The organism is Geomonas sp. RF6 (assembly GCF_021044625.1).
In the GTDB taxonomy this organism is placed as follows: domain Bacteria; phylum Desulfobacterota; class Desulfuromonadia; order Geobacterales; family Geobacteraceae; genus RF6.
Genome location: NZ_CP087999.1, coordinates 4152621 through 4178875 on the forward strand (window position 1 = coordinate 4152621; position 26255 = coordinate 4178875).

At 61.7% G+C, this 26255-nt stretch carries 25 protein-coding genes and 1 tRNA gene; 25 read left to right on the plus strand and 1 reads right to left on the minus strand.

The features are described from left to right. Positions 1–2 precede the first annotated feature (2 nt). The 11 genes from LPW11_RS17760 (at position 3) to LPW11_RS17810 (ending at position 12014) form a co-directional block, all read left to right on the plus strand. Positions 3–1052: a hypothetical protein gene (locus tag LPW11_RS17760; RefSeq protein ID WP_230995212.1), complete on the plus strand. Its 1050-nt coding sequence runs from the start codon at positions 3–5 to the stop codon at positions 1050–1052. Then, the gene (locus LPW11_RS17765; RefSeq protein ID WP_230995213.1) at positions 1033–2019 is read left to right on the plus strand and encodes an NAD-dependent epimerase/dehydratase family protein; all 987 of its coding nucleotides are present in this window, start codon (positions 1033–1035) and stop codon (positions 2017–2019) included. The genes LPW11_RS17760 and LPW11_RS17765 overlap by 20 nt, the downstream gene beginning before the upstream one ends. Before the next feature lie 13 nt (positions 2020–2032). Next, positions 2033–2173 carry a DegT/DnrJ/EryC1/StrS family aminotransferase gene (locus tag LPW11_RS17770; RefSeq protein ID WP_230995214.1) on the plus strand — a complete coding sequence of 47 codons (141 nt, stop codon included), beginning with the start codon at positions 2033–2035 and terminating at the stop codon, positions 2171–2173. 60 nt (positions 2174–2233) lie between these two features. Beyond that, positions 2234–3901, plus strand: coding sequence for an NTP transferase domain-containing protein (locus LPW11_RS17775; RefSeq protein WP_230995215.1), 1668 nt, complete (start codon positions 2234–2236; stop codon positions 3899–3901). A gap of 4 nt (positions 3902–3905) precedes the next feature. Continuing rightward, positions 3906–4604: a glycosyltransferase family 2 protein gene (locus LPW11_RS17780; protein ID WP_230995216.1), complete on the plus strand. Its 699-nt coding sequence runs from the start codon at positions 3906–3908 to the stop codon at positions 4602–4604. Beyond that, positions 4601–5200: a hypothetical protein gene (locus LPW11_RS17785; RefSeq protein ID WP_230995217.1), complete on the plus strand. Its 600-nt coding sequence runs from the start codon at positions 4601–4603 to the stop codon at positions 5198–5200. The genes LPW11_RS17780 and LPW11_RS17785 overlap by 4 nt, the downstream gene beginning before the upstream one ends. Position 5201: 1 nt before the next feature. Next, positions 5202–7247 (plus strand): hypothetical protein, encoded by a 2046-nt coding sequence (locus LPW11_RS17790; RefSeq protein ID WP_230995218.1) that lies wholly within the window; start codon positions 5202–5204, stop codon positions 7245–7247. Next, positions 7247–7996 carry an HAD family hydrolase gene (locus LPW11_RS17795; RefSeq protein ID WP_230995219.1) on the plus strand — a complete coding sequence of 250 codons (750 nt, stop codon included), beginning with the start codon at positions 7247–7249 and terminating at the stop codon, positions 7994–7996. The genes LPW11_RS17790 and LPW11_RS17795 overlap by 1 nt, the downstream gene beginning before the upstream one ends. Before the next feature lie 11 nt (positions 7997–8007). Next, positions 8008–9045, plus strand: coding sequence for a class II aldolase/adducin family protein (locus LPW11_RS17800; RefSeq protein ID WP_230995220.1), 1038 nt, complete (start codon positions 8008–8010; stop codon positions 9043–9045). A gap of 17 nt (positions 9046–9062) precedes the next feature. Further along, on the plus strand, positions 9063–10808 hold the full coding sequence (locus LPW11_RS17805) for a hypothetical protein (RefSeq protein WP_230995221.1): 1746 nt from the start codon (positions 9063–9065) through the stop codon (positions 10806–10808). A gap of 93 nt (positions 10809–10901) precedes the next feature. After that, entirely contained in the window at positions 10902–12014 is a 1113-nt protein-coding gene (locus tag LPW11_RS17810) for a glycosyltransferase family 9 protein (protein WP_230995222.1), read from the plus strand. A 33-nt stretch (positions 12015–12047) separates the two neighbouring features. On the opposite strand, the gene LPW11_RS17815 is transcribed toward LPW11_RS17810, so the two are convergent. Then, positions 12048–13481: a DUF6056 family protein gene (locus LPW11_RS17815; RefSeq protein WP_230995223.1), complete on the minus strand. Its 1434-nt coding sequence runs from the start codon at positions 13479–13481 to the stop codon at positions 12048–12050. Between the two features lie 314 nt (positions 13482–13795). On the opposite strand from LPW11_RS17815, the gene LPW11_RS17820 reads away from it, so the two are divergent. The 14 genes from LPW11_RS17820 (at position 13796) to LPW11_RS17885 (ending at position 26255) form a co-directional block, all read left to right on the plus strand. Next, positions 13796–14854, plus strand: a complete 1059-nt coding sequence (locus LPW11_RS17820; protein ID WP_230995224.1) for an NAD-dependent epimerase/dehydratase family protein — start codon at positions 13796–13798, stop codon at positions 14852–14854. Next, the gene (locus LPW11_RS17825; protein WP_230995225.1) at positions 14844–15041 is read left to right on the plus strand and encodes a hypothetical protein; all 198 of its coding nucleotides are present in this window, start codon (positions 14844–14846) and stop codon (positions 15039–15041) included. The genes LPW11_RS17820 and LPW11_RS17825 overlap by 11 nt, the downstream gene beginning before the upstream one ends. Then, entirely contained in the window at positions 15038–16105 is a 1068-nt protein-coding gene (locus LPW11_RS17830; protein ID WP_230995226.1) for an NAD-dependent epimerase/dehydratase family protein, read from the plus strand. Before LPW11_RS17825 ends, LPW11_RS17830 begins: the two co-directional genes overlap by 4 nt. Next, on the plus strand, positions 16102–16872 hold the full coding sequence (locus LPW11_RS17835) for a glycosyltransferase family 2 protein (protein WP_230995227.1): 771 nt from the start codon (positions 16102–16104) through the stop codon (positions 16870–16872). Before LPW11_RS17830 ends, LPW11_RS17835 begins: the two co-directional genes overlap by 4 nt. Positions 16873–17000: 128 nt before the next feature. Beyond that, positions 17001–18329: a hypothetical protein gene (locus tag LPW11_RS17840; RefSeq protein ID WP_230995228.1), complete on the plus strand. Its 1329-nt coding sequence runs from the start codon at positions 17001–17003 to the stop codon at positions 18327–18329. Positions 18330–18463: 134 nt separating this feature from the next. Continuing rightward, a tRNA-Val gene (locus LPW11_RS17845) sits at positions 18464–18538 on the plus strand. Between the two features lie 76 nt (positions 18539–18614). After that, positions 18615–20525 (plus strand): threonine--tRNA ligase, encoded by a 1911-nt coding sequence (gene thrS / locus LPW11_RS17850; RefSeq protein WP_230995229.1) that lies wholly within the window; start codon positions 18615–18617, stop codon positions 20523–20525. Between the two features lie 11 nt (positions 20526–20536). After that, positions 20537–21055: a translation initiation factor IF-3 gene (gene infC / locus LPW11_RS17855; protein WP_230998317.1), complete on the plus strand. Its 519-nt coding sequence runs from the start codon at positions 20537–20539 to the stop codon at positions 21053–21055. 88 nt (positions 21056–21143) lie between these two features. After that, on the plus strand, positions 21144–21341 hold the full coding sequence (gene rpmI / locus LPW11_RS17860) for a 50S ribosomal protein L35 (RefSeq protein WP_230995230.1): 198 nt from the start codon (positions 21144–21146) through the stop codon (positions 21339–21341). Between the two features lie 119 nt (positions 21342–21460). Then, positions 21461–21814 carry a 50S ribosomal protein L20 gene (rplT, locus tag LPW11_RS17865; RefSeq protein WP_230995231.1) on the plus strand — a complete coding sequence of 118 codons (354 nt, stop codon included), beginning with the start codon at positions 21461–21463 and terminating at the stop codon, positions 21812–21814. A gap of 235 nt (positions 21815–22049) precedes the next feature. After that, the gene (pheS, locus tag LPW11_RS17870) at positions 22050–23066 is read left to right on the plus strand and encodes a phenylalanine--tRNA ligase subunit alpha (RefSeq protein ID WP_230995232.1); all 1017 of its coding nucleotides are present in this window, start codon (positions 22050–22052) and stop codon (positions 23064–23066) included. 58 nt (positions 23067–23124) lie between these two features. Continuing rightward, a complete protein-coding gene (gene pheT / locus LPW11_RS17875) occupies positions 23125–25530 on the plus strand; it encodes a phenylalanine--tRNA ligase subunit beta (RefSeq protein WP_230995233.1) in 2406 nt (801 codons plus the stop codon). Between the two features lie 91 nt (positions 25531–25621). Beyond that, positions 25622–25900: an integration host factor subunit alpha gene (locus LPW11_RS17880; RefSeq protein WP_230995234.1), complete on the plus strand. Its 279-nt coding sequence runs from the start codon at positions 25622–25624 to the stop codon at positions 25898–25900. A gap of 34 nt (positions 25901–25934) precedes the next feature. After that, positions 25935–26255 (plus strand): MerR family transcriptional regulator, encoded by a 321-nt coding sequence (locus tag LPW11_RS17885; protein WP_331001575.1) that lies wholly within the window; start codon positions 25935–25937, stop codon positions 26253–26255.

Below are 26255 nucleotides of genomic sequence, written 5' to 3' on the forward strand. Positions count from 1 at the left end.
GAATGCGCGGCGTTGGAGTGGAGGACGAGGAACCGATGGGTGATCGATGGCAGGCCAGGGAGTGCGCCCCGGAGCAGGGTGCGGCAACGGTACCGATGCGTAATTTCTGCACCCTTTTCGACGCGAACTATCTCACCCGGGGGGTGCTGATGCACCGCTCCCTCATGGAGGCCGGCGAGCCGTTCACCCTCTACGTGGTCTGTTTCGACCCCCTCTCCCTGCAAGTGCTGCAGCGCCTCGCCCTGCCGCATCTGGTGCCGATTGCGCTGGAGGAGTTCGAATCCCCCCCTTTGCGGGAGGTGAAGAAGAGCCGCTCCAGGGCAGAGTACTGCTGGACCTGCGCGAGCCACGTGATCCGCTATGTGCTGGAGCGCTTCCGGCTGGAGGAGGTGACCTATCTCGACGCCGATCTCTTCTTCTACCGCCCCCCCTCCTCGGTGCTGGCTGAATACGACGCAACGGAGGGATCGGTACTGTTGACCGAGCACCGCTTCGCCCCGCTCTTTGAAAGCCACCTGGAGTACGGGCGCTACTGCGTGCAGTTCGTCACCTTCAGAAACGACCGCAGGGGGAGGGAGGCGCTCGACTGGTGGTGTGAGCGCACCCTCGAGTGGTGCCACGACAGGCTGGAGGACGGGCGCTTCGGCGACCAGAAGTACCTGGACGACTGGCTGGAGCGCTTTGAGGGGGTGCGGGTAAGCTCGCATATCGGAGCGGGGGTGGCGAACTGGAACGTGCGGCAGTACCGGGTTGCCGGCAGCAGCGAGGCGCCCACGGTGGACGGGGTTCCGGTCCTCTTTTTCCACTTCCACATGGTGAAGTTATTCGTGAGCGGCAGGATCGACCTTGGGTACCTGCCGCTGCCACGCGAGGCGGTGGAGATCCTGTATCTCCCGTACTTGAGACGGCTGGCGACCGTGGAACGGGAAGTCGCGCTCCTGTGCCCCGGTTTCGCCACGGCTCTCATGCCGGACCGCCATCCGCTGGCACGCGCCATCAGCTACCTGTACAGGAAAGCAAAGGGGAATTACCATGTCGTTCGAGTCGTATAAGGGAAAGAAGGTGCTGATCACCGGCGGTCTCGGTTTTATCGGGAGCTCTCTCGCGCTGCGCCTGGTAGGACTGGGGGCGCGGGTGACGGTCATCGACTCCCTTATTCCCCAGTACGGCGGGAACCTCTTCAACGTGGAGCCGGTGAAGGATCTCCTGAGGGTCAATATCTCCGACGTCCGGGATCGCAGCAGCATCAATTACCTCGTGCAGGGACAGGACTTCCTCTTCAACCTGGCGGGGACGCTGAGTCATATCGACTCCATGCGCGACCCGTTCACCGACCTGGAGATCAACTGCGTGAGCCAGTTGAGGATACTGGAGGCGTGCCGGGAGAACAATCCGGGGGTAAAGATCGTCTTCGCCGGCACCCGCGGTCAATTCGGCCGCGCCACCTACCTCCCGGTGGACGAGGAGCACCCCCTGCGCCCCACCGACGTGAACGGCATCAACAACATTGCGGGGGAGCAGTACCATCTCCTGTACAGCGAGGTGTACGGCATCAGGGCCTGTTCCCTGAGGCTCACCAACACCTACGGCCCCAGGCACCAGATGAGGCACGCGCGGCAGGGGGTGCTGAACTGGTTCGTGCGCCAGGTGATCGAGGGAGAGAAGATCCGCATCTACGGCGACGGCTCCCAGATCCGCGACACGAACTACATAGAAGACGTGGTGGAGGCGCTCCTCCTCGCCATGATCACCCCCGAGACCGACGGCCAGGTGTACAACCTGGGGGGGGAGCCGCTCTCCCTGGTGAACTTCGTGGAACAGCTGATCACCCTGAACGGCTCCGGCGCCTACGAGCTGGTGGCATATCCCCAGGATCTGAAGCCGATCGAGATCGGCGACTACATCGCCTCCCACGACAAGTTTTCCCGCTGCACCGGATGGCACCCCCGGGTCCCCCTCGTGGACGGCCTGCAATGCACCCTCGATTACTACCGCAAGAACCGGCACGAGTACTGGTGATGGAGGGCTGGCCGTGGTCGAGGACGTGGCCCAGGCCACCGGTTCCCGCTGGAACGGCAAAAGCTGCGGCACCATCGGCGATTACGGAGCCTTCAGCTTCTACCCGAGCAAGAACCTTGGCGTCTTTCCTAGCTCCATTCCCCTGAATTGTTGACGCTTGCCCGTGGCTGGTGTTAATGTGTCGCAGCAAAATCAGCAAAGCTAGAGGGTCCTTGTGCAGATCGTCATTCCAATGTCAGGCTTCGGCGAGCGTTTTCGCCGCGCGGGGTACACCGAGCCGAAACCGCTTATAGAAATCGACGGGAAACCGATCATCGCGCACGTCGTGGAGATGTTCCCCGGCGAATCCGACTTCCTCTTCATCTGCAACGAGGATCATCTCCGGCACCCCGACTACCGGATGGAGGAGACGCTCCGTCTCCATGCCCCCTCCGGACGCATTGCCGGCATCCCCCCCCACAAGCTCGGTCCGGTCCACGCAGTACGGCAGGTCGAGCACCTGATCGATCCCGATCGCCCCGTGCTGATAAACTACTGCGACTTTACCTGCTACTGGGACTGGGATCACTTCCGCTCCTTCGTCGCCCGGACCGCCTGTGCCGGGGCGATACCCGCCTACCGGGGCTTTCACCCTCATTCCCTCGGGAGTACCAACTACGCCTACCTGCGCGAAGAGGGGGGGTGGGTTTCCGACATCCGCGAAAAGGAGCCCTTTACCTGCGACCGCATGCAGGAGTTCGCCTCCAGCGGTACCTACTACTTTGCCTCGGGAAGGCTCATGAGCGACGCGCTGCGCGCCGCCGTGGAGCAGGGGTGGCAGGTAGGGGGGGAGTACTACGTGAGCCTCGCCTACAGGCATCTCTTCGCGCACGATCTTCCGGTGGCGGTGTACCCCCTGCAGCACTTCATGCAGTGGGGGACCCCGGAGGATGTCGCCGAATACCGGGGGTGGTCCGCGGCTTTCCGGGATTTGGCGGCGGAAAAGGTGCCGTCCCTGCCGGCAGGGACGCTGGTGGTTCCGATGGCGGGGCTGGGGGAGCGCTTTGCGCAGGAAGGGTACCCCGTTCCTAAGCCGCTCATCCCCGTTTCCGGTGAGCCGATGGTGGTGCAGGCCACCCGTGACCTCCCCGTCGCTGCAAACCACGTCTTCGTCGTGCGAAGCGACATGCCGGGGCACCGTGAGATCTCCCGCACGCTCGCCGACACCTATCCGGGCGCCGTCATAGAGACCCTCCCCGGCGTAACTGAAGGGCAGGCGTGCACAGCTCTGGCCGGGCTCGAGGCGCTGGAGCGCGCGCTGGGGGAGGTGCCCGGTCCCGTCACCTTCGGCGCCTGCGACAACGGCGTCCTCTACGACCCGGAGCGTTTGAGGCGCCTCCTCGACGACCCCGAAACGGACGTCGTCGTCTGGGGCGCGCGTGGCCACGCAAACGCCGTGCGCCGCCCCGAGATGTTCGGCTGGATCGACGCCGAAAGAGGAGCGATTCGCGGGATCTCCGTGAAAAAGCCGCTCGGTGACCCCGCAACGGACCCCATCGTTATCGGCACCTTCACCTTCCGCAGCGCCGCGGATTTCCGCCGGGTGGTGCAGCGCCTGATGAGCCGGGAGGGCCGGGTGAACGGCGAGTTCTACCTCGACTCGTGCATCAACGACGCCCTCCAGCTCGGGTTGACCTGCCGTCTCTTCGAGGTGGACGGCTATCTGTCGTGGGGGACTCCGAACGACCTGAAAAGCTTCGAGTACTGGCAGTCCTGTTTCCACAAGTGGTCCGGCCACAGCTACCTGATGGAGCTCGACGGACGCATCCCTCCGGAGGCGCTTTCCTCCCTTACGCTGCGCTATCAGGCCCTCGTCCCCGAAGTGCCGCTCCCGCGGATGTGACACCGTGCGGCTATCCCTGATCATCCCCTGTTATAACGAGGCCGCGAACCTCCCTCTCCTCCTTGAGCGCTGCGGCGAGGTGAGCCGCGTCCCCGGGGTGGAGGTCATCGTGGTGGACAACGGCTCCACCGACGAAAGCGCTGCCATCCTTCGGGACCTGCTCCCCCGTTACCCCGGCTGCCGCAGCGTCACGGTGGAGGTGAATCAGGGGTACGGCAAGGGGATACTCGCCGGGCTCGAGGATGCCAGAGGGGAGATCCTCGCCTGGACCCATGCCGACCTGCAGACCGATCCTCTGGACGCGCTGCGCGGACTGGAGCTTTTCGACGGCGAGGCCCCGAACCTTCTGGTAAAGGGACGCCGCCACGGCCGCCCCTTGGGGGATACCTTCTTCACCGTCGGGATGAGCCTCTTCGAGACCGCCCTTCTGGGGAAGAGGATGTGGGACATCAATGCCCAGCCCACCATGTTCCCGCGCGCCTTCTTCCTCACTTGGCAGGAGCCGCCGCACGACTTCTCCCTCGATCTCTACGCCTACCACCAGGCGCTTTGCCAGCAAATGGCGGTGCGCCGTTTTCCGGTACGCTTCGGGGAGCGGGCCCACGGCGTCTCCCACTGGAACGTGAGCTGGAGCGCCAGGCGCAAATTCATCCGCAGGACAGTCTCTTTCAGCCTGCAGCTAAAAAAGAGGCTCAAACGATGAAAATTATCCGGCACCGTCTGAACACCATGGCAGAGCTGAAGGCGACCCCCGCCTGCTACGGCGTGGAGGTGGACATCCGCAGCCGCGGGGACGAGCTCATCATCCACCACGACCCCTTCGCCTCCGGGGAGCCTTTCGAGGAGTGGCTCGGCGCCTACAGGCACGGGACCCTCATCCTCAACGTGAAGGAGGAAGGACTGGAAGGGCGCCTCCTCGAGCTCCTCGAGTCGCGCGGCATGGAGGACTACTTCCTTCTCGATCAGTCCTTCCCCTTCCTCCTGAAATGGGCCCCGGCGCTGAAGGGGCGCTGCGCGGTACGGGTGTCGGAGTTCGAATCGGTGGAAACCGCGCTCGCCCTGGCCGGCAAGGCACGCTGGGTCTGGGTCGACTGCTTCAGCACTTTTCCCCTCTCCGGTGCGGATGCCTGCCGGCTGAAGGATGCAGGGTTCCGGCTCTGTCTCGTCTCCCCCGAGCTCCAGGGGCGCGACCCCGACACCGAGGTACCCGAGCTGGTCCGGCTCCTGGGGAGGCGGGGGATCGAAGCGGACGCGGTGTGCACGAAGCGCCCCGATCTCTGGGAAAGGGTGGCGCAGTGACGTGAAGAAGCTGCCGCTGCATCTCCTTTTTCTGCTCGGTCTGGCGATCCGCCTCGCCCTCATCTTTACCAGCGTCTCCTCGGCCGTAACAGACTGGTTCGTCCCCTTTCTCGACGCCACGACGGAGCGCTTCACGCTGGACCCGTGGTCCCTCTGGATGCACGGCGGGGGGACGGGGCTCGCCTTCCCCTACGGCTACGCCATGTGGTTTCTTTTCCTGCCGCTGACCGTTGCGGCAAAGGTCCTCGGGATCCCCCTGCAGTACGCCTACGGCTTCACGCTCCTTGCCGGCGACTGCGCCCTCCTGTCCGTGCTGCGCCGCCTGCTCCCCGGGCGGGACCGGCTGCTCCTCGGGGCCTACTGGCTCTCCCCCATCGTGATCCTCGCAAGCTACGGGCTCGGATTCAACGACGTGCTCCCGGCGCTCCTTCTGGTCCTCGCGCTGTACTTCACCCGAGAGCTCCGCCTGCAAAGCGCGGGGGCCGCCTGCATCGCCGCCGTTTCCGCAAAGCTGAGCATGGCGCTGGCGGTCCCTTTCTTCGTCATCTATCTGTACAACAACCGGGCGCTGAGGCAGCTGTTGCCGCGCTTTGTCAGGGGGGCGCTCCTCGCCGCGGCGGTGCTCGTCCTCCCTTTTCTCTTTTCCGACAGCGGGTGGCGGATGGTCTTTGGCAACCGGGAGATCGGCAGGGTCTACAGCCTGGCCCTCGATGTCGGCGCGGACACCCGCATCTACCTCGTTCCCCTGATCTACCTGGTGATGCTGTACCTTGTCTGGCGGGTACGACGCCTCAACTACGAGCTTTTTCACGCCACCCTCGGCATGGTATTTCTCCTGGTGGTCCTCATGACCCCGGCGGCACCGGGGTGGTTCATCTGGGCGCTGCCGTGGCTCGTATCGTACCAGGCGATGAGCGGGACGACGGGGATAGCCCTGGCGGGAGTCTTTTCCGGGCTCTATCTGCTGAGCACCCTCCTTACCACCCCCTTGCATCTCATGGGGTGGGGGACGCTCGACCTGCTGGGCGCTTTCCGACTGAGCGCGGGGGAGGGGAGTCATGCCGCCTCCCTTCTGCACACCGTCATGGTGGCGAGCGGCGTCATCCTGACCCTGCGCATCTGGCGTGAAGGGGTCACCCGCAACGACTACTTCAGGCTGAGCCGCAAGCCGTTTGTCGTCGGGGTGGCCGGCGACTCAGGGGCCGGGAAGGATACCTTTTGCGACGCGCTCGCCGCCCTTTTCGGCAGTCACTCCGTCGCCACCGTCTCCGGGGACGATTATCACCTGTGGGACAGGCAGAAGCCGATGTGGCAGGTCATGACCCATCTGAATCCGAAGGCGAACGACCTGGAGGGGTTTGTGAATGCGGTGGTGGCCCTCACCGACGGCAGGAGCATTCAGTCCCGGCACTACGACCACGGCTCCGGCAAGATGAGCAGGCCCTTCACGGTAAAAAGCAACGACTTCATCATCGCCAGCGGCCTGCACGCCCTCTACCTGCCGATGCTGCGCGACCGCTACGACCTGAGCATCTTTCTCGACATCGACGAGGGACTGCGCCGTCACTTCAAGGTGGTGCGCGACGTCGAGCAAAGGGGGCACAGCACCGCCGCTGTCCTCCAGTCGTTCGAGCGCAGGGAGCCGGATGCGGCGCGCTTCATCCGCCCCCAGGCGGAGCACGCCGACCTGATACTCTCTCTCCAGCCGGCCCATGAGGGGCTCCTGGAGCACCCCGGCGAAAAGCCCCTCACTTTCAAGCTCGTGGCGCGCTCGCGTCTGGGGATGGACGATCTGCTTCTGAGAAGGGTGCTGGTTGGGGTCTGCGGGCTCCACGTGGAAATCGCGGAGGGGGAGGGGGGCGTAGCTGTCCTTTCCGTCCAGGATGACGCCTCCTCGGAGGATATCGCCCTGGCTGCCCGCCTGCTTTGCCCCTCGATCCTCGAGTTCCTGGACATAGAGCCGGGATGGGAGGGGGGCGCACTCGGTCTCATGCAGCTGGTCACCCTCACCCACATAAACCAGGCACTGACCAGGAGGTTCGTCTAGTGAAAATCCTCAATCCCGGCCGCCTCACCCGTCTCCCCGACGCCATCATCTTCGACACGGACAACACGCTCTACCCGTACGACCCCGCTCATGCGGCGGCGCAGCAGGCGCTGAAGGAAAAGGTGGTGCGCACCTTCTCCATCGGGGAGGCGCAGTTCGACCGGGCATTCAGCGAGGCGCGCCAGCAGGTGAAGGCGGGACTGAAGAACACTGCATCCTCGCACAGCCGCCTCCTCTACGTGCAGCGCATGCTGGAGATCATGGGGCTCGGCTCGCAGGTGCTCCATGCCCTCGACTTCGAGCAGACGTACTGGCGGAGCTTTCTGAACCACGCCGTCCTTTTTCCTGAGGTGCGGGAGTTACTCGACGACATCCGGCTGCTGGGGATCCCCACCGCCATCGTCACCGATCTCACCGCCCAGATTCAGTTCCGCAAGGTGGTCTACTTTGGCCTCGATCATCATTTCGACTACATCGTCACCAGTGAGGAGGCGGGATACGACAAGCCGCACGAGGCGCCTTTCCGGCTGGCCCTGCAGAAGATCCGCCCGAAGGGGGAGTGCATCTGGATGATCGGCGACAACCCGGTGAACGACATCCGCGGCGGCCGTGAGCACATCAATGCGGTGACCCTGCAAAAACTCCATCCCGGAGCTGAACTGGGGAGAGGTGAAGACGCGCCTGATGCCGCTTTCGAGGAGTTTGCCGCGCTGAGGCGTCTCGTCGCCCGTCTGCAGGACGCACGGTGAAGGGGGATGCCGTGAGGGAATCGATCGTCCGCTACTGCTCGCGACTCGGGGGGGATCCTCTGCTCGTGCAGGGCGCCGGGGGGAACGTCTCCTGGAAGGAAGGCGACACCCTGTGGGTGAAGGCTTCCGGTACCTGGCTGGCGCATGCCGGGCAGGAAGAGATCTTCGTGCCGGTAGACCTCGTGCATCTGCGGGGAGCATTGAGCCTCGGCGATTTCTCGGTGCGCCCCAGGGTGCGCGGGGAATCCTCCCTGAGGCCATCGATCGAGACGCTACTGCACGCCCTGATGCCGCAGCGCGTGGTCGTGCATCTGCACCCTGTGGAAGTCGTGGCCCGTCTTGTGCGCAGCACCTGCGGCGCTGAACTCGAGGACCTTTTCGGCTCTTCCCTTCCCTGGACACTCGTGGGGTACCACAAACCGGGAGCCGCGCTGGCTGCGGCGGTACGCGCTGCGCTTGTCGAAGTCCCGGGGGCAGCGGTGGTATTTCTGAGGAATCACGGTCTGGTGGTCGGTGGAAAGGATGTGGAAGAGGTCGATGCTCTCCTGGAGGTGATTATCTCCACGGTGACCGGTACCTGCGCCGCTCTTGCCGGTGCGGCACACGGAGATACGGAAGGTAAAATGCCGGAGCCGCTGCTGGCGCCGGACGGCAGGTGCTACCTTCCTGTCGACGGCGCCGGGATCCAGAACCTGTCACATCCCCTTTTCTTTGACCGGCTGGAGCGCGACTGGGCGCTCTGCCCCGACCATGTGGTTTTTCTTGGAGGGCGTCCCGCCTGCTACCCGTCGCTCGATGACGTCCTTGAAGACATCGAGAGGGGAAATGACTCCGAACTCTTCTTTGTGAAAGGGGAGGGGGTCTACTCGGCGCCCACTCTGAGCGCGGCGCAGCGGGTTCAGCTCCAGTGCTTTTACGATGTGCTGGCGCGCCAGTCACCCGATTCCCCTCTGCACACGCTCGACTGCTACCAGGTTGCGGAGCTGCTCGCGTGGGATGCAGAGCGTTACAGGCAGCAGCTTGCCAGGGGGGAAGGGGGCACGGTGTGAGGAAGGGAGATTCTGCCATGACAAACCTGTCCCTCTCCAGAAAAGATACCGTCTGGCTCCTTCTTGTGGCGACGCTGGTCCTCTTCTACCTCGTCGTGGCGGGGGCGGCCAATGCCGATCTGACGGTGGGGCGCTTCGCGCTCTTCATGGACGAGCGGATCACCTTCGACGGCGTCAAGAATATCCTGCATCCCGCCGGCTGGTCCCATTTCCTCTGGAGCATCGCCGACGGCGGCGACCATCGTTACGGGCGGTCGCTGTGGAACTCCATGGCGCTCTTCTGCGCGTTGCCGGAGTACTTCTTCGGGGAGCCGGGGCAGATCTTCGCAGGGAGAATGAGCGGCGTCGTCATCCTTCTTTCCGCCTTCCTCGTCCTCACCTTCACCTTTGTGAAGCGGTGGTATCTGCGTTTTCTGCTCATGGCATCCCTTCTGGCGATGCCGTATGCCGATTACTACATGAGCATGCCGAAACCGGAGCCACTCCAGATGCTTTTCATCGCCATCTTCCTGTACTTCTTCAGGAAGGAGGAGATGAGCTTCAGGGGGAGCTACTGGATATTTCTCGGCCTCGCTTTCGGCACGAAGATCTCCGCCCTGCCGTTGGTCGGGGTCTTCGGGGCGGCCGCCATCATCAAGGGCTTCTCCCGGCGCGGTCTGGATCAATCTGTCTGTGAGCTCCTGCGTGCGGCGGGCTTTTTCCTTGCCGGGCTTGCCCTCGCTGTCCCCATTTTGCTAAAACCGGTGGCGATCTCCCTGCTCCTTTTCTGCCTCTTTGACACGCTTGTTACCAGGAAGCTCCGCATCCCCCAATCTGCTGCCAACGTCACCATGGCCGCCCTCCTCATCGCCGGCAACGGTCTCGCCGCATGGTGGTCCATCTACCTGGGGGAGGGGTCGGGCCTGGCGGTTTGGGTAGGGAACACCTTCCTGAACACCGGTCATGGCAGTGACCTCCGCAGCATCGGCTTTGGGAGCTGGGTCGACTTCTTCGTCCACGACTGGATGGTCGCGCCGGCTGCGCTCACCGCGCTTCTCCTGGCGATCGTCCTGGCGCTCCTTGCTTGCTTCGGTATAAGGCAGGTGCAAAAGAGTGGGGTGCCGGAAGGGGCGGCTGACGCGGTTCCCGCCCTCGTTTTGCTGAGCGGTCTCGCGCTGGTGCTCGCTATTTTCAGCGGGGTGCACCGGCTTTGGGGGTTTTACCTTTTTCCCGGCACCATATTGGCGCTCGTCGGCCTCTTCGGCCTGGTGGAGATACACCTCCCGGAAAAGGGATGCTGTCCCGGGAGGGAGGACCGCAGCGCAGGGAGATATCTTTCTCTTTCCGCACTGGCACTGGTTGCCGTCATCACCGTCTGCTGGTGGTTTCCGCTCAGCATCCAGAAGTACCGGCAGCTGGCCAGACGGACCGCCGCTCCCCAGTACCGGGACGATTACCTGTCGTATCTGAAGCTCACAGATTTTTTGGCTGGTTACGCGGACGGGAAAAAGGGGGCGGTGTCCGTTTCCTTTGACCCGTCCCTGTTCATTCCTGTAAGCTGCCCGAAATACAAGATTACGGAGTTCTGGGGGGAGGGGCCTCACTGGGGGGAGGGGGTGGACGTCGTTGTGGTCGCCAAAGACAACGCACCTTGCAGCGTGGTTCCGAATGGCTCCCCCGGGTCTGCGCCCACCCTCGCGGAGGGCTCAGAGTATGACAAACGGTACGAGCGCCGACTGAGATTGCCAAATGGCGGCGAGGTTTTCGTGGCACGAGGCGAATGATCAAAGGATGCTGCGGTCGGCTGATGCGATGCAGGGGCGTCTTGAAGCACGACAAGGGTGCGTAGCGGTGGCGGGGGAGGGGTACTGGCGGGGATGAAGATCAAGCTTATCAAGCTGGTGGACAGAGTGGCAGGGAAGGGGGCTACCATGTGCCTCCCTCCTCCGGCACAGCGGCCGGTACCTTCTCCACGCTCCATCCTGGTCATCCGCCCCGGCGGGATCGGGGACGCTGTGCTCCTCCTCCCCGCACTGAGGGCGCTGCAGCGCGCTTTTCCTGCCTGTCGCATAGATGTCCTTGCCGAGAGACGCAATGCCGGTGCTTTCCGTTTCATCTCCGGCCTCGGCTCGGTTCGCTGCTACGATTCGGCGCGGGGGCTCGGCGAGGTGCTGCGCTGTCGCTACGACGTGGTGATCGATACCGAGCAGTGGTATCACCTCTCCGCCGTGGTGGCGAGGCTGACCCGCGCGCCGGTCCTCATCGGCTTTGGCACCAACGAGAGGCGGCGGCTCTTTACTCATTCGGTGCCGTATCCGCGGGAATTCTACGAAGCCGACGCCTTCTTCAGGCTGCTTGAGCCGCTCGGCATCACGGCGCCGCCCCTGATCGAGACCCCCTTCGTGGAGCTTTCCGACTCCGACCGGCAGGAGGGGGCGCGCCTCCTGGCGCAACTGGGAGACAGGCGCTACATCACGCTCTTCCCCGGTGCCAGCGCCCCCGAGAAGCTCTGGAATGGTGAACGGTTCCGGGAGGTGGTCTCGCTGCTGAACCGGAGGGGGGTCGCGGTGGTGCTGCTCGGCGGGAAGGACACCGTGGCGGCAGCGGAGGCGGTCGCGCGGGGAACCGGGGCGCTCAACCTGGCGGGAGCGACCTCTCTCGCCGTCAGTGCCGCGGTCATAGAAGGAGGGGAGGGGCTGATCAGCGGCGACTCCGGGCTCCTGCACATCGCGGCAGGACTCGGCAAGCCGACCGCTGCCCTCTTCGGCCCGAGCGATCCGCGCAAGTGGGCGCCGCGCGGCGAGTCGCACATCGTGGTGGCGAAGGATCTTCAGTGCGCCCCCTGCTCCTCCTTCGGCACGATCCCACGCTGCACGGCGAAGGAAAAATGCATGGAGCAGATCTCGGTGGGGGATTTCCTGGAACGGATGGCGGGGCATCCTCTGTGGGGTGCGGCGCTCGGCACAAGACGTGACAGCGGCGAAGAATGACGCTCCGAACGGACCGCTAGCTGCGGCTTTCCATCACAGGGAGGCGCGCACCGTGTGCCGGGACTTGAGGACGACGCTCTTTTTTCCAAAGCAGGCGGCATAGTACTTGTTGACCCAGTATTTGCCGTCAAGGCTAACGAAGTAGAAATAGAGGCTCCCGGGGGTGGCTGTGAGCGGCTCCACGATGATGGTCTCTTCGTGCGACGTCATCACCTGGAGTTCTCTGCGCTGCAGCTCTTCGTGGTACCGGGAGGAGTTGCCGCTCAGCACGTCGTTCGCTACCAGGGCGAAGTTGGAGGTTTGCAGGGGGATCAGGGGGATAATAAGCGCTGAGGCAACAAGGCCCGATCCCTTGAACGTAACCCGCCTCATGAGGGCTACGACCTTCTCGCCGAAATGCGCGGAAAATAGTGCCACGTTCAGCAGCCAGCCGATGAGGAAGAAGAGGTAAATCATGTTGATGACCCTGTTCTGCGGCGGCGCCCCGGTACTGTGATACGGGATGAAAAAGGCTGCGAAGAGGAGCACAGAGAGGGAAAGTGCCGATCCGGCGATCCTGAAGGAGCGGAAGGTCTGCCGCAGCGCCGGGTGCCCGGTGACTGCGCTGAAGACCATGTACATGAGGATCAGGGTGACAGGTGCGGTCGCCCAGGTCTGGAGCAGTGGCAAGGCGTAGCGCAACGTTTCCACAGCGGTGACCAGTACCGGTTTGTGCTGCGTATATTGACCGAGTCTGACGAAGTTGCCGGGGGCCATTAGCGCCAGATAGTTCCCGCCGGCCACAACGGCGACGGTGACAACCTGAAAGCGGTCGATAGCCTTGGTGGCGGCATGAGCATGGTAAAGTGCGAGCGCCGTCGCCAGCAGCGTCACTACGGCGACGATCTCGTTCGTTCCGCAAAGGAGGAGGCCGAGGATCGGCGTCAGGAATTTGAGGAGGAGATTGTCGTCCCTGCGACCCTGGACGATGTGGACAAGAGCCGCAAGGTAAAGGATGAGGAGCGACTCCGCTACCTGGTATGTCACCACTCCTGCCATCCAATAGAGGCCCGACCTGATGTCGTCCATCTGGTCGAGAAAGGCAAAGGCCAGGGCGAGCGTGAAGATGAGCCGTTGCTGCCGGGAGAGGGCCCTCGCGGTCACTTCGGCAACCAGAAGGTACAGGGCGGCGATCTGTGCTGCGGCAACGATCGCCAGGGAGAGCTTGTAGCCGGTGATGGAGTTGAATACCAGAGGGTTCAGGCTAAGGAGCGCGCTCGATGTGAAGCGTCCGGTCCATGTCGTGTACCAGTGATGCTGCGCCTCCAGAAACCCCTTTTCCATCGATATGGCGGAGTAGGCGAAATCGTCCGTCTGGGGATGGACGAAGTAAAAGTTGACCAGGAACGGGGAGATCGCCAGCAAAAGCACGACCACCATCAGGTGCAGCTTTGCCCTGGACGGGAGTGTGGAGGCTGTAGGTAGCATTTTTTTAGATTCCCCTCTGTTCAACCGGCAGATTCTCCCTCTCAGGAAGAGCGGGAAGACAAGGAGCCCAGTTATTACAGTCATTCGGCATATCTGTCAATGTGATACGCCAATTGTCGTTTCACGCGATGCCGGTGCCCTGGCCTTAAAGTTCAGGGGCGGGCGTTTCCCCGGAGAGTCTCCTCCCGCAGCGGAACGGCCGCCGGTTCATCACTGACCAGTTTCCGCTTTTTAAGGAGAGCTCTTTGTGGTAGCTTTACCCGCCGGAGAGACGTCTCCCCAGATGGTTTCCCGAAAGGAGTATTCGCTTTCAGATGAAGAAGATTTTTGTCACCGGTTCCTCAGGTCTTATCGGTTCGGAAGTTGTCCGGTTTTTTCATGAAGAAGGTTTCCAGGTTTTTGGAGCAGACAACAACCAGAGGGCAGTCTTCTTCGGCCCCCAGGGGGACACCCGCTGGAGCCAGAAACGGATGGAGGAGACGCTCCCGAACTTCCGGCATCACGAAATCGACATCCGTGACCGGGGCGGTGTCCTCGCGCTCCTGAAGGAGCTGAAGCCTCACTGCATCGTCCATGCTGCGGCACAGCCCTCTCACGACCGGGCAGCCGACATTCCCTTCGACGACTTCGAGACGAACGCCGTCGCCACCCTGAATCTCTTGGAAGCCGCCCGCCAGGTTTGTCCCGAATCCCCCTTCATTCACATGTCCACCAACAAGGTCTACGGCGATCTCCCGAACACCATTGCGCTGAAGGAGCTCGAGCAGAGATGGGATTATGACGATCCGGCCTACGAAAAGGGAATCCCGGAAACTTTTTCCATCGACCAGTCCAAACATTCCCTCTTCGGCGCTTCGAAGGTCGCCGGCGATGTGATGGTGCAGGAATACGGCCGGTACTTCGGCATGCCGACCTGCTGCCTGCGCGGGGGGTGCCTCACCGGGCCCAACCACACCGGGGTGGAACTGCACGGCTTCCTGAGTTACCTCGTGAAGTGCAATCTCGAGGGGCGGGAATACCGCATCTTCGGGTACGGAGGGAAGCAGGTCCGTGACAACATCCACTCCCACGATGTCGCCCGCTTCATCCATGCCTTCTACCAGTCGCCACGCAGCGCGGAGGTGTACAACCTGGGCGGAGGAAAGGAAAATTCCTGCTCCATCCTGGAGGCCTTCGCGCTCGCGGAAAAGTACAGCGGGAAAAAGCAGGTCTACAGCTATGTGGAGGAGAACCGCATCGGCGATCATATCTGCTACTACAGCGACCTTTCGAAGATGAAGGCTCACTACCCCAGTTGGGATATCTCCAAGCCTTTGCATCAAACGGTGCGGGAAATTGTGGAGTCGTGGCAGGAGCGTCTCCATGCCAGATGAGAGTGCGCCTCTGGCCCTCCAGAGGCAGTACCAGGCCCGTTTTGCCGGCTCCGAGGCGTACAGGGCCTCGGTATGGAAGGAACTGAGCGCCTTCTTTTCCCGCTATGTGCCAGCAGGCGCCACGGTGGCCGACTGTGCCAGGACATGGCAGGTAGCGGACGCCTCCATCGACGTGGTGCCTGCATGAGGATCCTCATCACCGGAATCTGCGGATTCGTTGGCAGCTCTTTGGCCTCCTCCTTGTTGGAGTCCATGCCCGATGCGGAACTCTACGGGTTGGACAATTTTATCCGGCCAGGGAGCGAGGAGAACCGGCGACGCCTTCTGGAGATGGGGGTCGCCGTGCAGCACGGCGATATCCGCCACGCCTCCGATCTCGAAGCTCTCCCCCCGGTGGACTACGTCATCGATGCTGCCGCCAATCCGAGCGTTCTTGCCGGCACGGACGGACAGACGAGCAGCAGGCAGCTTGTCGAGCACAACCTCTGGGGGACGGTGAACCTCTTGGAGTACTGCAAGCGCTACGGTGCCGGTTTCATTCTGATCAGCACCAGCAGGGTCTATTCCATTGCGCCGCTGGCCCAGGCCGAGGTCGCAGTCGTCGCAGACGCCTTTTCCCTGAAGCCCGGCGCCACCTTCCCCTCAGGGCTGACAGCAGCCGGAGTCGCCGAGTCCTTCAGCACCGACCCTCCGGTCTCTCTTTATGGGAGCACCAAGCGTGCATCGGAAATGCTGGCGCTTGAATACGGCGACACCTTCGGTTTTCCCGTCTGGATCAACCGCTGCGGTGTTCTCGCTGGAGCAGGGCAGTTCGGCCGCCCCGACCAGGGGATCTTTGCCTACTGGATCAACGCCTGGTTGCGTCGCGCGCCACTCGCCTACATCGGCTTCGGCGGCAAGGGGTACCAGGTGCGCGACTGCCTGCACCCCAGGGACCTGGTTCCGCTTCTCATGAAGCAGATGGGCGCAGGAGCTGGCGCCCCCAGAGTCATCAACTGTGGCGGCGGGGTGGCAAACGCTATGTCCCTGGCAAACCTGAGTGCCTGGTGCAGGGACCGGTATGGCGAGCACTTGGTATCTGCTGTTCCCGAGATCCGGCGCAACGATATCCCCTGGCTCGTCATGGACTCCTCCCTGGCCCATGACCTCTGGGGGTGGCAACCTGCGACCACGATCGAGGCGATCCTCGACGAGATCGCCACGCACGCCGAGGCCCACCCCGCATGGCTGGAGATTTCAGGATCGCTATGACCACATCCGCTGCTCACCCGAAAAAGCTCGCTCTTCTCTCCGTAGTCATCCCTGCCCGGGACGAGGCGGGGTGCATCTGCTCCACCGTCGAGCACCTGCACCTGGAACTGCGCCTGAACGAAGTGCCCCACGAAATCATCGTTGTCGACGACGGCAGCAGCGACAACACCTGGCAACTGCTGCAACAGCTCAAGGAGCGGATACCGGGGGTGAGACCGGTTCAAAACTGCGCCCCCCACGGCTTTGGCAGGGCCATCATCCGCGGGCTCGACTCCATGACCGGCGACGCGGTGGTGATCATGATGGCCGACGAGTCCGACGATTGCCGTGACGTGGTGCGCTATTGGGAGGAACTGAACAATGGCTGCGACTGCGTATTCGGCAGCCGCTTCATAAAGGGCGGGGGGACCATCGACTACCCGCGCTTCAAATTGGCCATTAACCGGATGGCCAACAAATTCCTGCAGGTCGTCTTCGGGATAAGACTGAACGACACCACCAACGCTTTCAAGGCGTACCGTCGAGAAGTCATCGAGGGGTGCCGCCCTCTCATCTCTCCGCACTTTAACCTCACGGTGGAAATCCCTCTAAAAGCCATCGTGCGTGGCTATTCCTGGAAGATCATCCCAATTACCTGGCGCAATCGAAGAACGGGAGAAGCAAAGCTGAAGATCAAGGAGATGGGGAGCCGGTACCTCTTCATCTGCCTGTATATCTGGCTGGAAAAATACCTCTCCCGCGGCGATTACATGAGGAAGACTCCCTGATATGGCGGCGCCGTTCCATCCCTCCCGGATTTCTCCCTTTCTCCATTTTTCCCGTCTGCTTTCGGAGCCGTAGCGTGTCAATCCTTTCCCGTAGATACTTTTTCCTGATCCTTTGCGGCGTGTTCTTGTTGTCACTGGACGTAAGACTGTATGCCACAGCAGTAACTCCTGGGCAGGACAATCACATCGACCTGGGAATTTATCGCAACAGCGGACAGCTCGTAGTAAACCACATCAACCCGTATGACTCCTCCGACGGTTACGAGATAAGGCAGAAGCTAAGAACGAACAATGACGCGTACAACTCGTGGGTGAGCGAGACCCAGGAGAGGTGGAACCATTACGCAGGGAGCAACCTGCCTCTGACGGTGCTGATTCTGGGCGGTATCGAAGATCTCTGGATCGTTGCCGGGTTCGACGGGTCGGGATACGCGTCCGCAACCTTCTACCGGTACTGCTTTGCCGTCTTTGACAGCATCCTGTGCGTGGTGATCGCCATGTACATCCTGAGGTTCTGGGAGAAGAGGTCGCTGTTGTTCAAGCTGGCGGCGATCTTATTTACCGCTGTCCTTAACCCGATCCTGCTCTATCAGGGGTCCATACTCCCGGAAGAGAAGGGGCTGCAGGTGGCTTTCATGCTCCTTGCCCTGTACTTTGCCCGTTCCGAGGGGAAGGTCGCGAGGCTCATCCTCGCCGGAGTTTTCACCGGAGCGTCGATAGCATACAAGGGGATCGGGGTCTTCATCGTGCCGCTGGTTTTCTGGTATGCCGTCCTGAACGGAGGGGAGGGCGGCAGTGGCGGTATCTGGAGCCGCACGCGATGCAGGGATGCCATAACCTTTGCTGCTTCGGTTCTCTCCGTTCTGATGTTGACCTGCCTGCCCTTTCTCGCCGGCCTGACGCAGATGATGTCTGGCAGGCTCTCCGGAAACATGGACACGAAATGTGTCATCCACGCCTCGATATGGCGCGTCTTCGTCGATCTCCTGCCGCATCACTGGGGGTACCTGCGCAGCGCGACCATAGTCGTCTATCTCGTTGCCGCCGGGGTCATTCTCAGGTGTAGGCGATCTCACGTGGAAGATGCTTTTGCCGCGGTAGTGCTCCTCTTTACTAATGTCATGCTCCTGGCAGGAAGTCTCGACAGGATGAATATGGGGATACTCTTCTGCCTGGTGGTCCTGTGCCATAAAGATCATTACAGAGAGATGTACTACTATTTCATCATCGCCGGATTCCTGATCCTGTCATGCCATCTCCCAATCGGCTTCAACGGGCAGCCACGGCTATTCCCTCTGCTTCCTTCGTACCTTTTCCCCGATGAGGAATACAGGAACGCCCTCTTTGCGCTCGGCTTTACGGCGCTTCATCTGCTGGGGCTTTATCGCGTCTGCGCCGAGAAGGGCGCGGAGGGAGCGCGTACGCCCTTGCACGAGCCGGCCACCCCCGTTGCATGAAATGCGGTACACTTATGTCTTGCGCGGTACGGTGCGCTCCGGGGGGAGGCTTGGGTTAAAAGAAAGATTTTGCGTTTTAATAAAAGCCTTGACTTTGCCGAGTCCAATTGGTATAACGTCATCTGTTCAACAGCAGGCGCGTAGCTCAGGGGGAGAGCGCTACCTTGACACGGTAGAGGTCGGCGGTTCGAGACCGCCCGCGCCTACCATTTAAACCAACCGTTAACCAAACGGATCGAAGAAGGCATCGAAGGTTTGATGCCTTTTTTCTTTAAGGGGGCCAGCATGAATGAGATTACGGTTTCGTTGCCGGACGGATCGAAAAGATCGCTTGCCGCGGGTGCTACCATCCTCGACCTCGCTGCCTCCATCGGCACCGGCCTCGCCAAGGCGGCCATCGCCGGGAAGGTCGACGGCAACCTGGTAGATCTCCAGACACCTCTCGCCGACGGCGCCACGGTCGAAATCGTGACCGAAAAGAGCCCCGACGCCCTCCACATCATCAGGCATTCCACCTCCCATCTCATGGCCCAGGCGGTGAAGCAGCTCTTCCCGCAGGCAAAGGTCACCATCGGTCCCGCCATCGAGACCGGCTTCTACTACGACTTCGATCTGGAAAAGAGCTTCTCTCCGGAAGACCTGGAGAAGATCGAGGCGAAGATGCGCGAGCTTGCCAAGGCGGATCTGAAGATCGAGCGCGAGGTGCTCTCCAGCGCCGACGCCATCGAACTCTTCAGGACGATGGGGGAAGACTACAAGGTCGAGCTGATCCAGGACCTCGGCGCGGAAAGCGTTTCCCTCTACCGCCAGGGTGACTTCGTCGATCTCTGCCGCGGCCCGCACCTGCCGAGAACCTCCCTGTGCAAGGCCTTCAAACTTACCTCTCTTGCAGGCGCCTACTGGCGCGGCGACGAGAAGCGCGCCATGCTGCAGCGTGTCTACGGTACCGCCTTTGCCGACAAGAAGGAGCTCGAGGCCTACCTCGCCCGCATCGAGGAGGCGAAGAAGCGTGACCATAGAAAGCTCGGGCGTGAGCTCGATCTCTTCTCCTTCAACGACGAAGTCGGCGCAGGTCTGGTGATCTGGCACCCGAAAGGGGCGATGCTGCGCACGATCCTCGAGGACTTCGAGCGTCGCGAGCACCTGAAGCGCGGCTACGATATCGTTCTCGGTCCGCAGATCCTGAAGACGGAGCTGTGGCAGCGCTCCGGCCACTACGAGAACTACCGCGAGAACATGTACTTCACCACCATCGACGAGCAGGGGTACGGCATCAAGCCGATGAACTGCCTGTCGCACATGATGATCTACAAGTCTCAGTTAAGAAGCTACCGCGACCTGCCGCTGCGCTTTTTCGAGCTCGGCACGGTGCACCGCCACGAGCGCGCAGGCGTCCTGCACGGCCTTCTTCGCGTGCGCGGCTTCACCCAGGACGACGCCCACATCCTGTGCACCCCGGACCAGCTCGACGCGGAGATCAAGGGTGTTCTCTCCTTTGTGCGCGACGTCATGGGGATCTTCGGCTTCGACTACGAGATGGAGCTCTCCACCCGTCCGGAGAAGTCGATCGGCTCGGACGAGGACTGGGAGCGCGCCACCAGCGCACTTCTTTCGGCGCTGAAGGATTCCGGCCGCGAGTTCGAGATCAACGAGGGTGACGGCGCATTCTACGGCCCGAAAATAGACATCAAGCTGCGCGATGCTCTTGACAGAAGATGGCAATGTGCTACAATCCAGTGCGATTTTACCCTCCCCGAGCGTTTTGAGCTCACCTACGTGGATGCCGACGGCGAAAAGAAGCGTCCCGTCATGGTTCACCGGGTGATTCTCGGCGCCATCGAGAGGTTCATAGGGGTCCTCATTGAGCACTTCGCTGGAAACTTCCCCACCTGGCTGGCTCCCGTGCAGGCGACCATCGTTACGGTGACGGATAACCAGATCCCCTACGCGGAGACCGCGTTCAACACTCTCCGGGCCGCAGGGGTGCGTGTGCAGAAGGATTTCAGAAACGAAAAGCTCGGCTTCAAGATCAGGGAAGCCCAGCTGCAGAAGATACCGTACATGCTGGTGGTGGGGGACAAGGAGGTCGAGGCGGGCCTCGTGGCTCCGCGCTTCCGCGACGGCAAGAACCTGGAGTCGATGACGCCGGAGCAGTTCATCGCCTTCATTCAGGATGAAGTCAAAAGTTATCGTTAGGAGGTGGCGTCATAGCTAAACCGACAGTAAACATCAATACTACCATCAGGGCCAAAGAGGTGAGGGTCGTCGGAGCAGACAGCGAGCAGCTGGGAATCCTTCCGCTGCGCGAAGCGCTGGCGCTGGCCGAGAGCCAGCAGCTCGACCTGGTGGAGGTTTCGCCTACCGCCGTACCGCCCGTCTGCCGTATCATGGATTACGGCAAGTTCAAATATCAGCAGGCCAAGAAGCAGCAGGAAGCGAAGAAAAAGCAGGTGCAGGTCCAGCTCAAGGAAGTGAAGCTCCGTCCGAAGACGGACGAGCACGACCTGGAGTTCAAGATCAAGCACGTGCGCCGCTTCATCGAAGAGGGGAACAAGGCGAAGGTCACCGTCGTCTTCCGCGGACGCGAGATCACGCACCAGGAGATCGGCCTCGCCGCGCTGGAAAAGTTCACCAACGAGCTCGCCGATGTAGCCATCGTCGAGGTGCGGCAGAAGATGGAAGGGCGCTCCATGTTCATGATCATGGCGCCGAAGGTAAAGAAGTAACCGTTTGGAAGTGCAATAGGACCGGTGGGGCCTATAGAGCCCGTCGGTCCTATTTTCATTTACACATCACGACAAGGAGTAACCTAAAATGCCTAAATTGAAGACCCATAGGGGCGCCGCCAAGCGTTTCAGCAAGACCGGCACGGGCAAGATCAAGATGAGCCACGCCTTCACCAGCCACATTCTTACCTCCAAGACGCGCAAGAACAAGCGCAACCTGCGTAAGGGCGCCATCGTGGCCGCATCGGATCACAAGAACATCTCGATGCTCATCCCGTACAAGTAAGGGCTGACGGTATCCGGCGTCCCCCTGGGCACAGGGCGCGTCGCCTAGCAAAGTCCGAGAACCGTGAGGAAACGTCTCCCCTTGCGGATCCGGCAAAATAAAACCCACAAGGAGTATGTATGCCAAGAGTAAAGCGCGGTTTTAAAGCGAGACAAAGAAGGAACAAGGTGTTGAAGCTTGCCAAGGGGTACCGGGGTGCGAGGTCCAAACTCTTCCGGAGCGCCACCGAGGCGGTCGATCGCGCGTTAAACTACGCGTTCCGCGATCGCCGGGTGAAGAAGCGGGACTTCCGTGCCCTCTGGATCGCCAGGATCAACGCTGCAGCCCGCATCAACGGGATTTCCTACAGCAAACTGATCCACGGCTTGAAGGTAGCCAAGGTGGAGATCGACAGAAAGGTGATGGCGGACCTCGCCGTCTCCGACCCGAAAGGGTTCGCAGAGATCGCTGCCGTAGCTAAAGCAAGTCTCTAACACATTCCGAGGCAGTAAAAAAAGAAATGGGATAGCGATGTCTCATTTCTTTTTTTATGCGGAAGATTCAGGCTGGAGACGGAGATACTCAACCCCTTCTGCCGTCAGGGGATCGGGAGCAGGGGGACAGGCACCTGCGGAGCCAGTCCCCGTCCAGTCCCCGACGGTGAGGGGAGGGGGCGCTGCCTCCAGCCATAGATATACAACTACTTCGATACGGATAAGGTCATCGCTCATGAAGGAAAAACTTGAAGCGCTTTTGAGTGCAGCCGTCGCCGAACTCGCAGCCGTGAAGTCGGAAGACGCGCTCCAGGAACTGCGGGTCAAATATCTCGGCAAGAAGGGGGAGATCACCTCCGTCATGAAGGGGCTCGGTTCCCTTTCGCCAGAGGAACGCCCCCTGGTAGGGCAGGTCGTGAACACGGTGAAGGCACAGCTCGAGGAGGCGCTGGAGAAGCGTTCCGTCGAGGTGCGCGAGGCCGCCAAGGCGGAGAGGCTCGCCTCCGAGCGCGTGGACGTCACCCTCCCGGGACGCCGCCGCGCCGTCGGCTCGAAGCACCCGATCACCCTCGTTACCGAGGAGATCGTCTCCATCTTCGCGGGGCTTGGCTTCGGCGTCGCCGAAGGTCCCGAGGTGGAGCACGACTTCTACAACTTCGAGGCGCTGAACTTCCCGAAGGACCACCCCGCGCGCGACATGCAGGACACCTTCTTCGTGGGGGAGAACGTGCTTTTGCGCACCCACACCTCTCCGGTGCAGGTCCGCACCATGCTGAAGCAGCCGCCGCCGGTCCGCATCATCGCGCCGGGCACCGTGTACCGCTGCGACTCCGACGCCACCCACTCCCCGATGTTCCACCAGGTCGAGGGGCTCATGGTGGACAAGGGGATCTCCTTCGGCGACCTGAAGGGGATTCTCACCCTCTTCATCAGCCAGCTCTTCGGCGAGGGGGTAGGGGTGCGGCTGCGTCCTTCCTTCTTCCCCTTCACGGAGCCTTCCGCCGAAGTGGACATCGCCTGCGTCATCTGCAAGGGGAAGGGGTGCCGCGTCTGCAAGAATACCGGGTGGCTGGAAATCCTCGGCGCAGGCATGGTCGACCCTGAGGTGTACCGCCACGTCGGCTACGACGCGGAGACCTACTCCGGCTTCGCCTTCGGTATGGGGATCGAGAGGATCGCCATGCTGAAGTACGGCATCGCCGACATGCGGCTTCTCTTCGAGAACGATCTCAGGTTCTTGAAACAGTTCTGACAATCATTCGACCGATCCCAGCGACCGGTCCGATCTCTTCAAGAAAAGTGGAATCTCTATGATAGTTACCTACAACTGGCTCAAGGAATTCGTTGACTGCGACCTGCCTCCCCAGGAGTTGGCAGATCTTCTCACCATGCTCGGACTCGAAGTGGAGCGCATGGAGTCGCTCGGCGCCGGGATGGACGACGTCGTCACCGCGCAGGTGCTCGAGAGGGCCCAGCACCCGAACGCCGACAAGCTCTCCCTTTGCAAGGTGAGCAACGGCAAGGAGACCTTCGCCATCGTCTGCGGCGCGCAGAACTTCAAGTCCGGCGACAAGGTGGCGCTCGCCCAGATCGGCGCGGTGCTGCCGGGAGACTTCAAGATCAAGCGCTCCAAGATCAGGGGTGAGGAGTCCTTCGGGATGCTCTGCTCCGAGAGGGAGCTCGCCCTCTCCGACGAGTCCGCCGGCATCATGATACTGCCGGAAGAGACGCCGCTCGGCGTACCCCTTTTCGAGGCGCTGGGGCTGAAGGACACGATCTTCGAGATCGGTCTCACCCCGAACCGCGCCGACTGCCTGAGCGTCGTCGGTATCGCCCGGGAGGTCGCGGCAAAGCTCGGGACGAAGGTGCACTACCCCGGTATCGCTCCGGTCGAGGAGGGGGCACCTATCGCTGAGACCGCCTCCGTGACGATCGAGGACGCCGACCTCTGCCCGCGCTACACCGCGCGCTACATCTCCGGCTGCACCATCGCGCCGTCCCCTGCGTGGCTCGCCGAGAGGCTTCGCAACGCAGGGATCCGCTCCATCAACAACGTGGTGGATATAACGAACTACGTCCTCCTGGAGTACGGCCACCCGCTGCACGCCTTCGACTTCCGCCTGCTGGCCGGCGGGAAGATAGTCGTGCGCCGCGCAGCCGAGGGGGAACGCTTCGGCACCCTCGACGGTCAGGAGCGGATCCTCAATTCCAACGACCTCACCATCCGCGACGCGGAGAAAGGCGTGGCTCTTGCCGGCATCATGGGTGGCGGCAACTCCGAGATCAGCGACTCCACTGTCGACATCCTCCTGGAGAGCGCCTACTTCGATCCTTCCGCCATCAGGCGGACCTCCAAGAGACTGGGGCTGCACACCGAGTCGTCGCACCGCTTCGAGCGCGGCACCGATGTCGATGGCCTTGTGCGCGCCCTCGACCGCGCCGCCGAGCTCATCCACGAGCTCGCAGGCGGCACGATCGCCAAGGGGATCATCGACGTCTACCCGACCCAGATGCAGCCGCGCACCATCAACGCACGCCTGGAGAAGATCAACGCCATCTCCGGTCTCTCCTTGAGCGCCGCCGAAGTGAAGGAGATCTTCGAGCGCCTCGAGTTCTGCGTCTGCGAGACGTCGGCAGGGGTGTTCGAGGTGCAGGTCCCGCTCTTCCGCGTCGATCTGGAGCGCGAGATCGACCTCGTGGAAGAGGTCGTGCGCCTGAACGGCTTCGAGAAGGTGCCCCTGACTCTGCCGAGCGCGTCGGTCTTCTCCGACCTCCCCTCCGAGGGGCAGCGCCTCGGAGGCAAGATCCGCGACCTCCTGGTATCCCAGGGGCTCTCCGAGGTTATCAACTACAGCTTCGTCTCCCCGACCAGTTGCGACCGCATCCTCCTTGCCGGAGACGACTTCCGCCGCCAGGGTGTGGCCCTTCTGAACCCGCTCTCCGACGAACTCTCCGTGATGCGCACGACGCTCCTTCCGGGGCTCCTGGAGACCGCGCTGAAAAACATCAGCTTCCGCACGCTCGATCTGAAGATCTTCGAGATGCGCAGGGTGTATCTCCCGGAGGAGGGGAGCGAGCTCCCCATCGAGCCGCTGTACCTCGCGGCGCTCTTCACCGGGAGACGCGATCCGGAAGGATGGAACCAGGCGAAGGGGGGGATCGACTTCTTCGACGTGAAGGGGATGGTTGAAAACCTTCTCGAGGTGGCGAACGTGAAGGGTGTCAACTACCTTGCTGACGGCGTCGACGCCTACTTCCACCCGGGGAAGTCCTGCCGGATCACCCGCGGCAACCAGACCCTCGGCTCCTTTGGCGAGCTTCACCCGAGCGTGCAGGAGAACTACGGCATCGACACGCCCCTCTTCTACCTGGAGCTGAACTTCGAGAAGCTGCTGGCCAACCGCGCGAAGCGCTCCTCCGTGCAGGCGCCCTCCCGCTTCCCCGACACCTTCCGCGACATCGCGCTCCTCATCCCGGACGAGGTCGCCGCCGCGGACATCACCTCCTGCGTCCTGGGGGTGAAGGCGGCCGAGCTCCAGGGGGTGGAAATCTTCGACCTGTACAAGGGTGGCAACATCCCCGCGGGGCAGAAGAGTATCGCCATCCGGGTACGGTACGGGTCGCGCGAGCGCACCCTCACCGACGACGAAGTGACCCGTCTGCACCAGAGCGTCATCGCCGCGTTGCAGAAAAAATTAAATGTAACCATTAGATAAAAAGGGTTGCTAAATCAAAAACCCTGTGGTAAATACTTAAGCCGCTGTCGATTCAAGGAAAATCTGAAATGCTGAATCTGTTGAGGGGGTTATGACCAAAGCGGACATCGTAGAAAGAATTTATGAGAAGGTAGGGTTCTCCAAGAAAGAGTCTGCAGAACTTGTAGAAACCGTCTTCGATCTCATTAAGACCACCCTGGAAGAAGGGGACAAGATAAAGATCGCCGGCTTTGGCAACTTCGTGGTGAAGGAGAAGGCAGACCGTCGTGGCAGGAATCCGCAGACCGGCGAAGAGATCACCATCGCTGCTCGCAGGATCCTGACCTTCAAGCCGAGCCAGGTTCTGAAAGCAGCCATCAACACCCAGTAAGACGGTGGACGCGGGGATACCAGACAAGCTGTACATGAGAATCGGCGAGATCTCCGAGCTAACGGGGCTTCCATCGTCGGTGCTCAGGTATTGGGAGTCGGAGTTCCCGTCTCTGACGCCGAAGAAGAGCAGTACCGGTCAAAGGCTCTACACGAAGAAAGATCTGGAGCTGATAGTCCGGATAAAACAACTCCTGTACGTCGAGAAGCTCACCATAGAGGGGGCGAGGAAACGTCTGGGAGGGAAGTTGAAAGCCCAGGAAGCCGCACCCGTCCCCAACGGGCTGGCTGAGTTGCTCAGGGAAGTGAAAGAGGAACTCCGCGAAATGCGGGATATTCTGGTTAATCAGGCATAA

Coding starts and splice junctions, on each gene's coding strand:
- LPW11_RS17760 (WP_230995212.1), top strand. CDS start 3: ATGCGCGGCGTTGGAGTGGAGGACGAGGAACCGATGGGTGATCGATGG.
- LPW11_RS17765 (WP_230995213.1), top strand. CDS start 1,033: ATGTCGTTCGAGTCGTATAAGGGAAAGAAGGTGCTGATCACCGGCGGT.
- LPW11_RS17785 (WP_230995217.1), top strand. CDS start 4,601: ATGAAAATTATCCGGCACCGTCTGAACACCATGGCAGAGCTGAAGGCG.
- LPW11_RS17805 (WP_230995221.1), top strand. CDS start 9,063: ATGACAAACCTGTCCCTCTCCAGAAAAGATACCGTCTGGCTCCTTCTT.
- LPW11_RS17810 (WP_230995222.1), top strand. CDS start 10,902: ATGAAGATCAAGCTTATCAAGCTGGTGGACAGAGTGGCAGGGAAGGGG.
- LPW11_RS17815 (WP_230995223.1), bottom strand. CDS start 13,481: ATGCTACCTACAGCCTCCACACTCCCGTCCAGGGCAAAGCTGCACCTG.
- LPW11_RS17820 (WP_230995224.1), top strand. CDS start 13,796: ATGAAGAAGATTTTTGTCACCGGTTCCTCAGGTCTTATCGGTTCGGAA.
- LPW11_RS17825 (WP_230995225.1), top strand. CDS start 14,844: ATGCCAGATGAGAGTGCGCCTCTGGCCCTCCAGAGGCAGTACCAGGCC.
- LPW11_RS17830 (WP_230995226.1), top strand. CDS start 15,038: ATGAGGATCCTCATCACCGGAATCTGCGGATTCGTTGGCAGCTCTTTG.
- LPW11_RS17835 (WP_230995227.1), top strand. CDS start 16,102: ATGACCACATCCGCTGCTCACCCGAAAAAGCTCGCTCTTCTCTCCGTA.
- thrS (WP_230995229.1), top strand. CDS start 18,615: ATGAATGAGATTACGGTTTCGTTGCCGGACGGATCGAAAAGATCGCTT.
- rpmI (WP_230995230.1), top strand. CDS start 21,144: ATGCCTAAATTGAAGACCCATAGGGGCGCCGCCAAGCGTTTCAGCAAG.
- rplT (WP_230995231.1), top strand. CDS start 21,461: ATGCCAAGAGTAAAGCGCGGTTTTAAAGCGAGACAAAGAAGGAACAAG.
- pheS (WP_230995232.1), top strand. CDS start 22,050: ATGAAGGAAAAACTTGAAGCGCTTTTGAGTGCAGCCGTCGCCGAACTC.
- pheT (WP_230995233.1), top strand. CDS start 23,125: ATGATAGTTACCTACAACTGGCTCAAGGAATTCGTTGACTGCGACCTG.
- LPW11_RS17880 (WP_230995234.1), top strand. CDS start 25,622: ATGACCAAAGCGGACATCGTAGAAAGAATTTATGAGAAGGTAGGGTTC.
- LPW11_RS17885 (WP_331001575.1), top strand. CDS start 25,935: ATGAGAATCGGCGAGATCTCCGAGCTAACGGGGCTTCCATCGTCGGTG.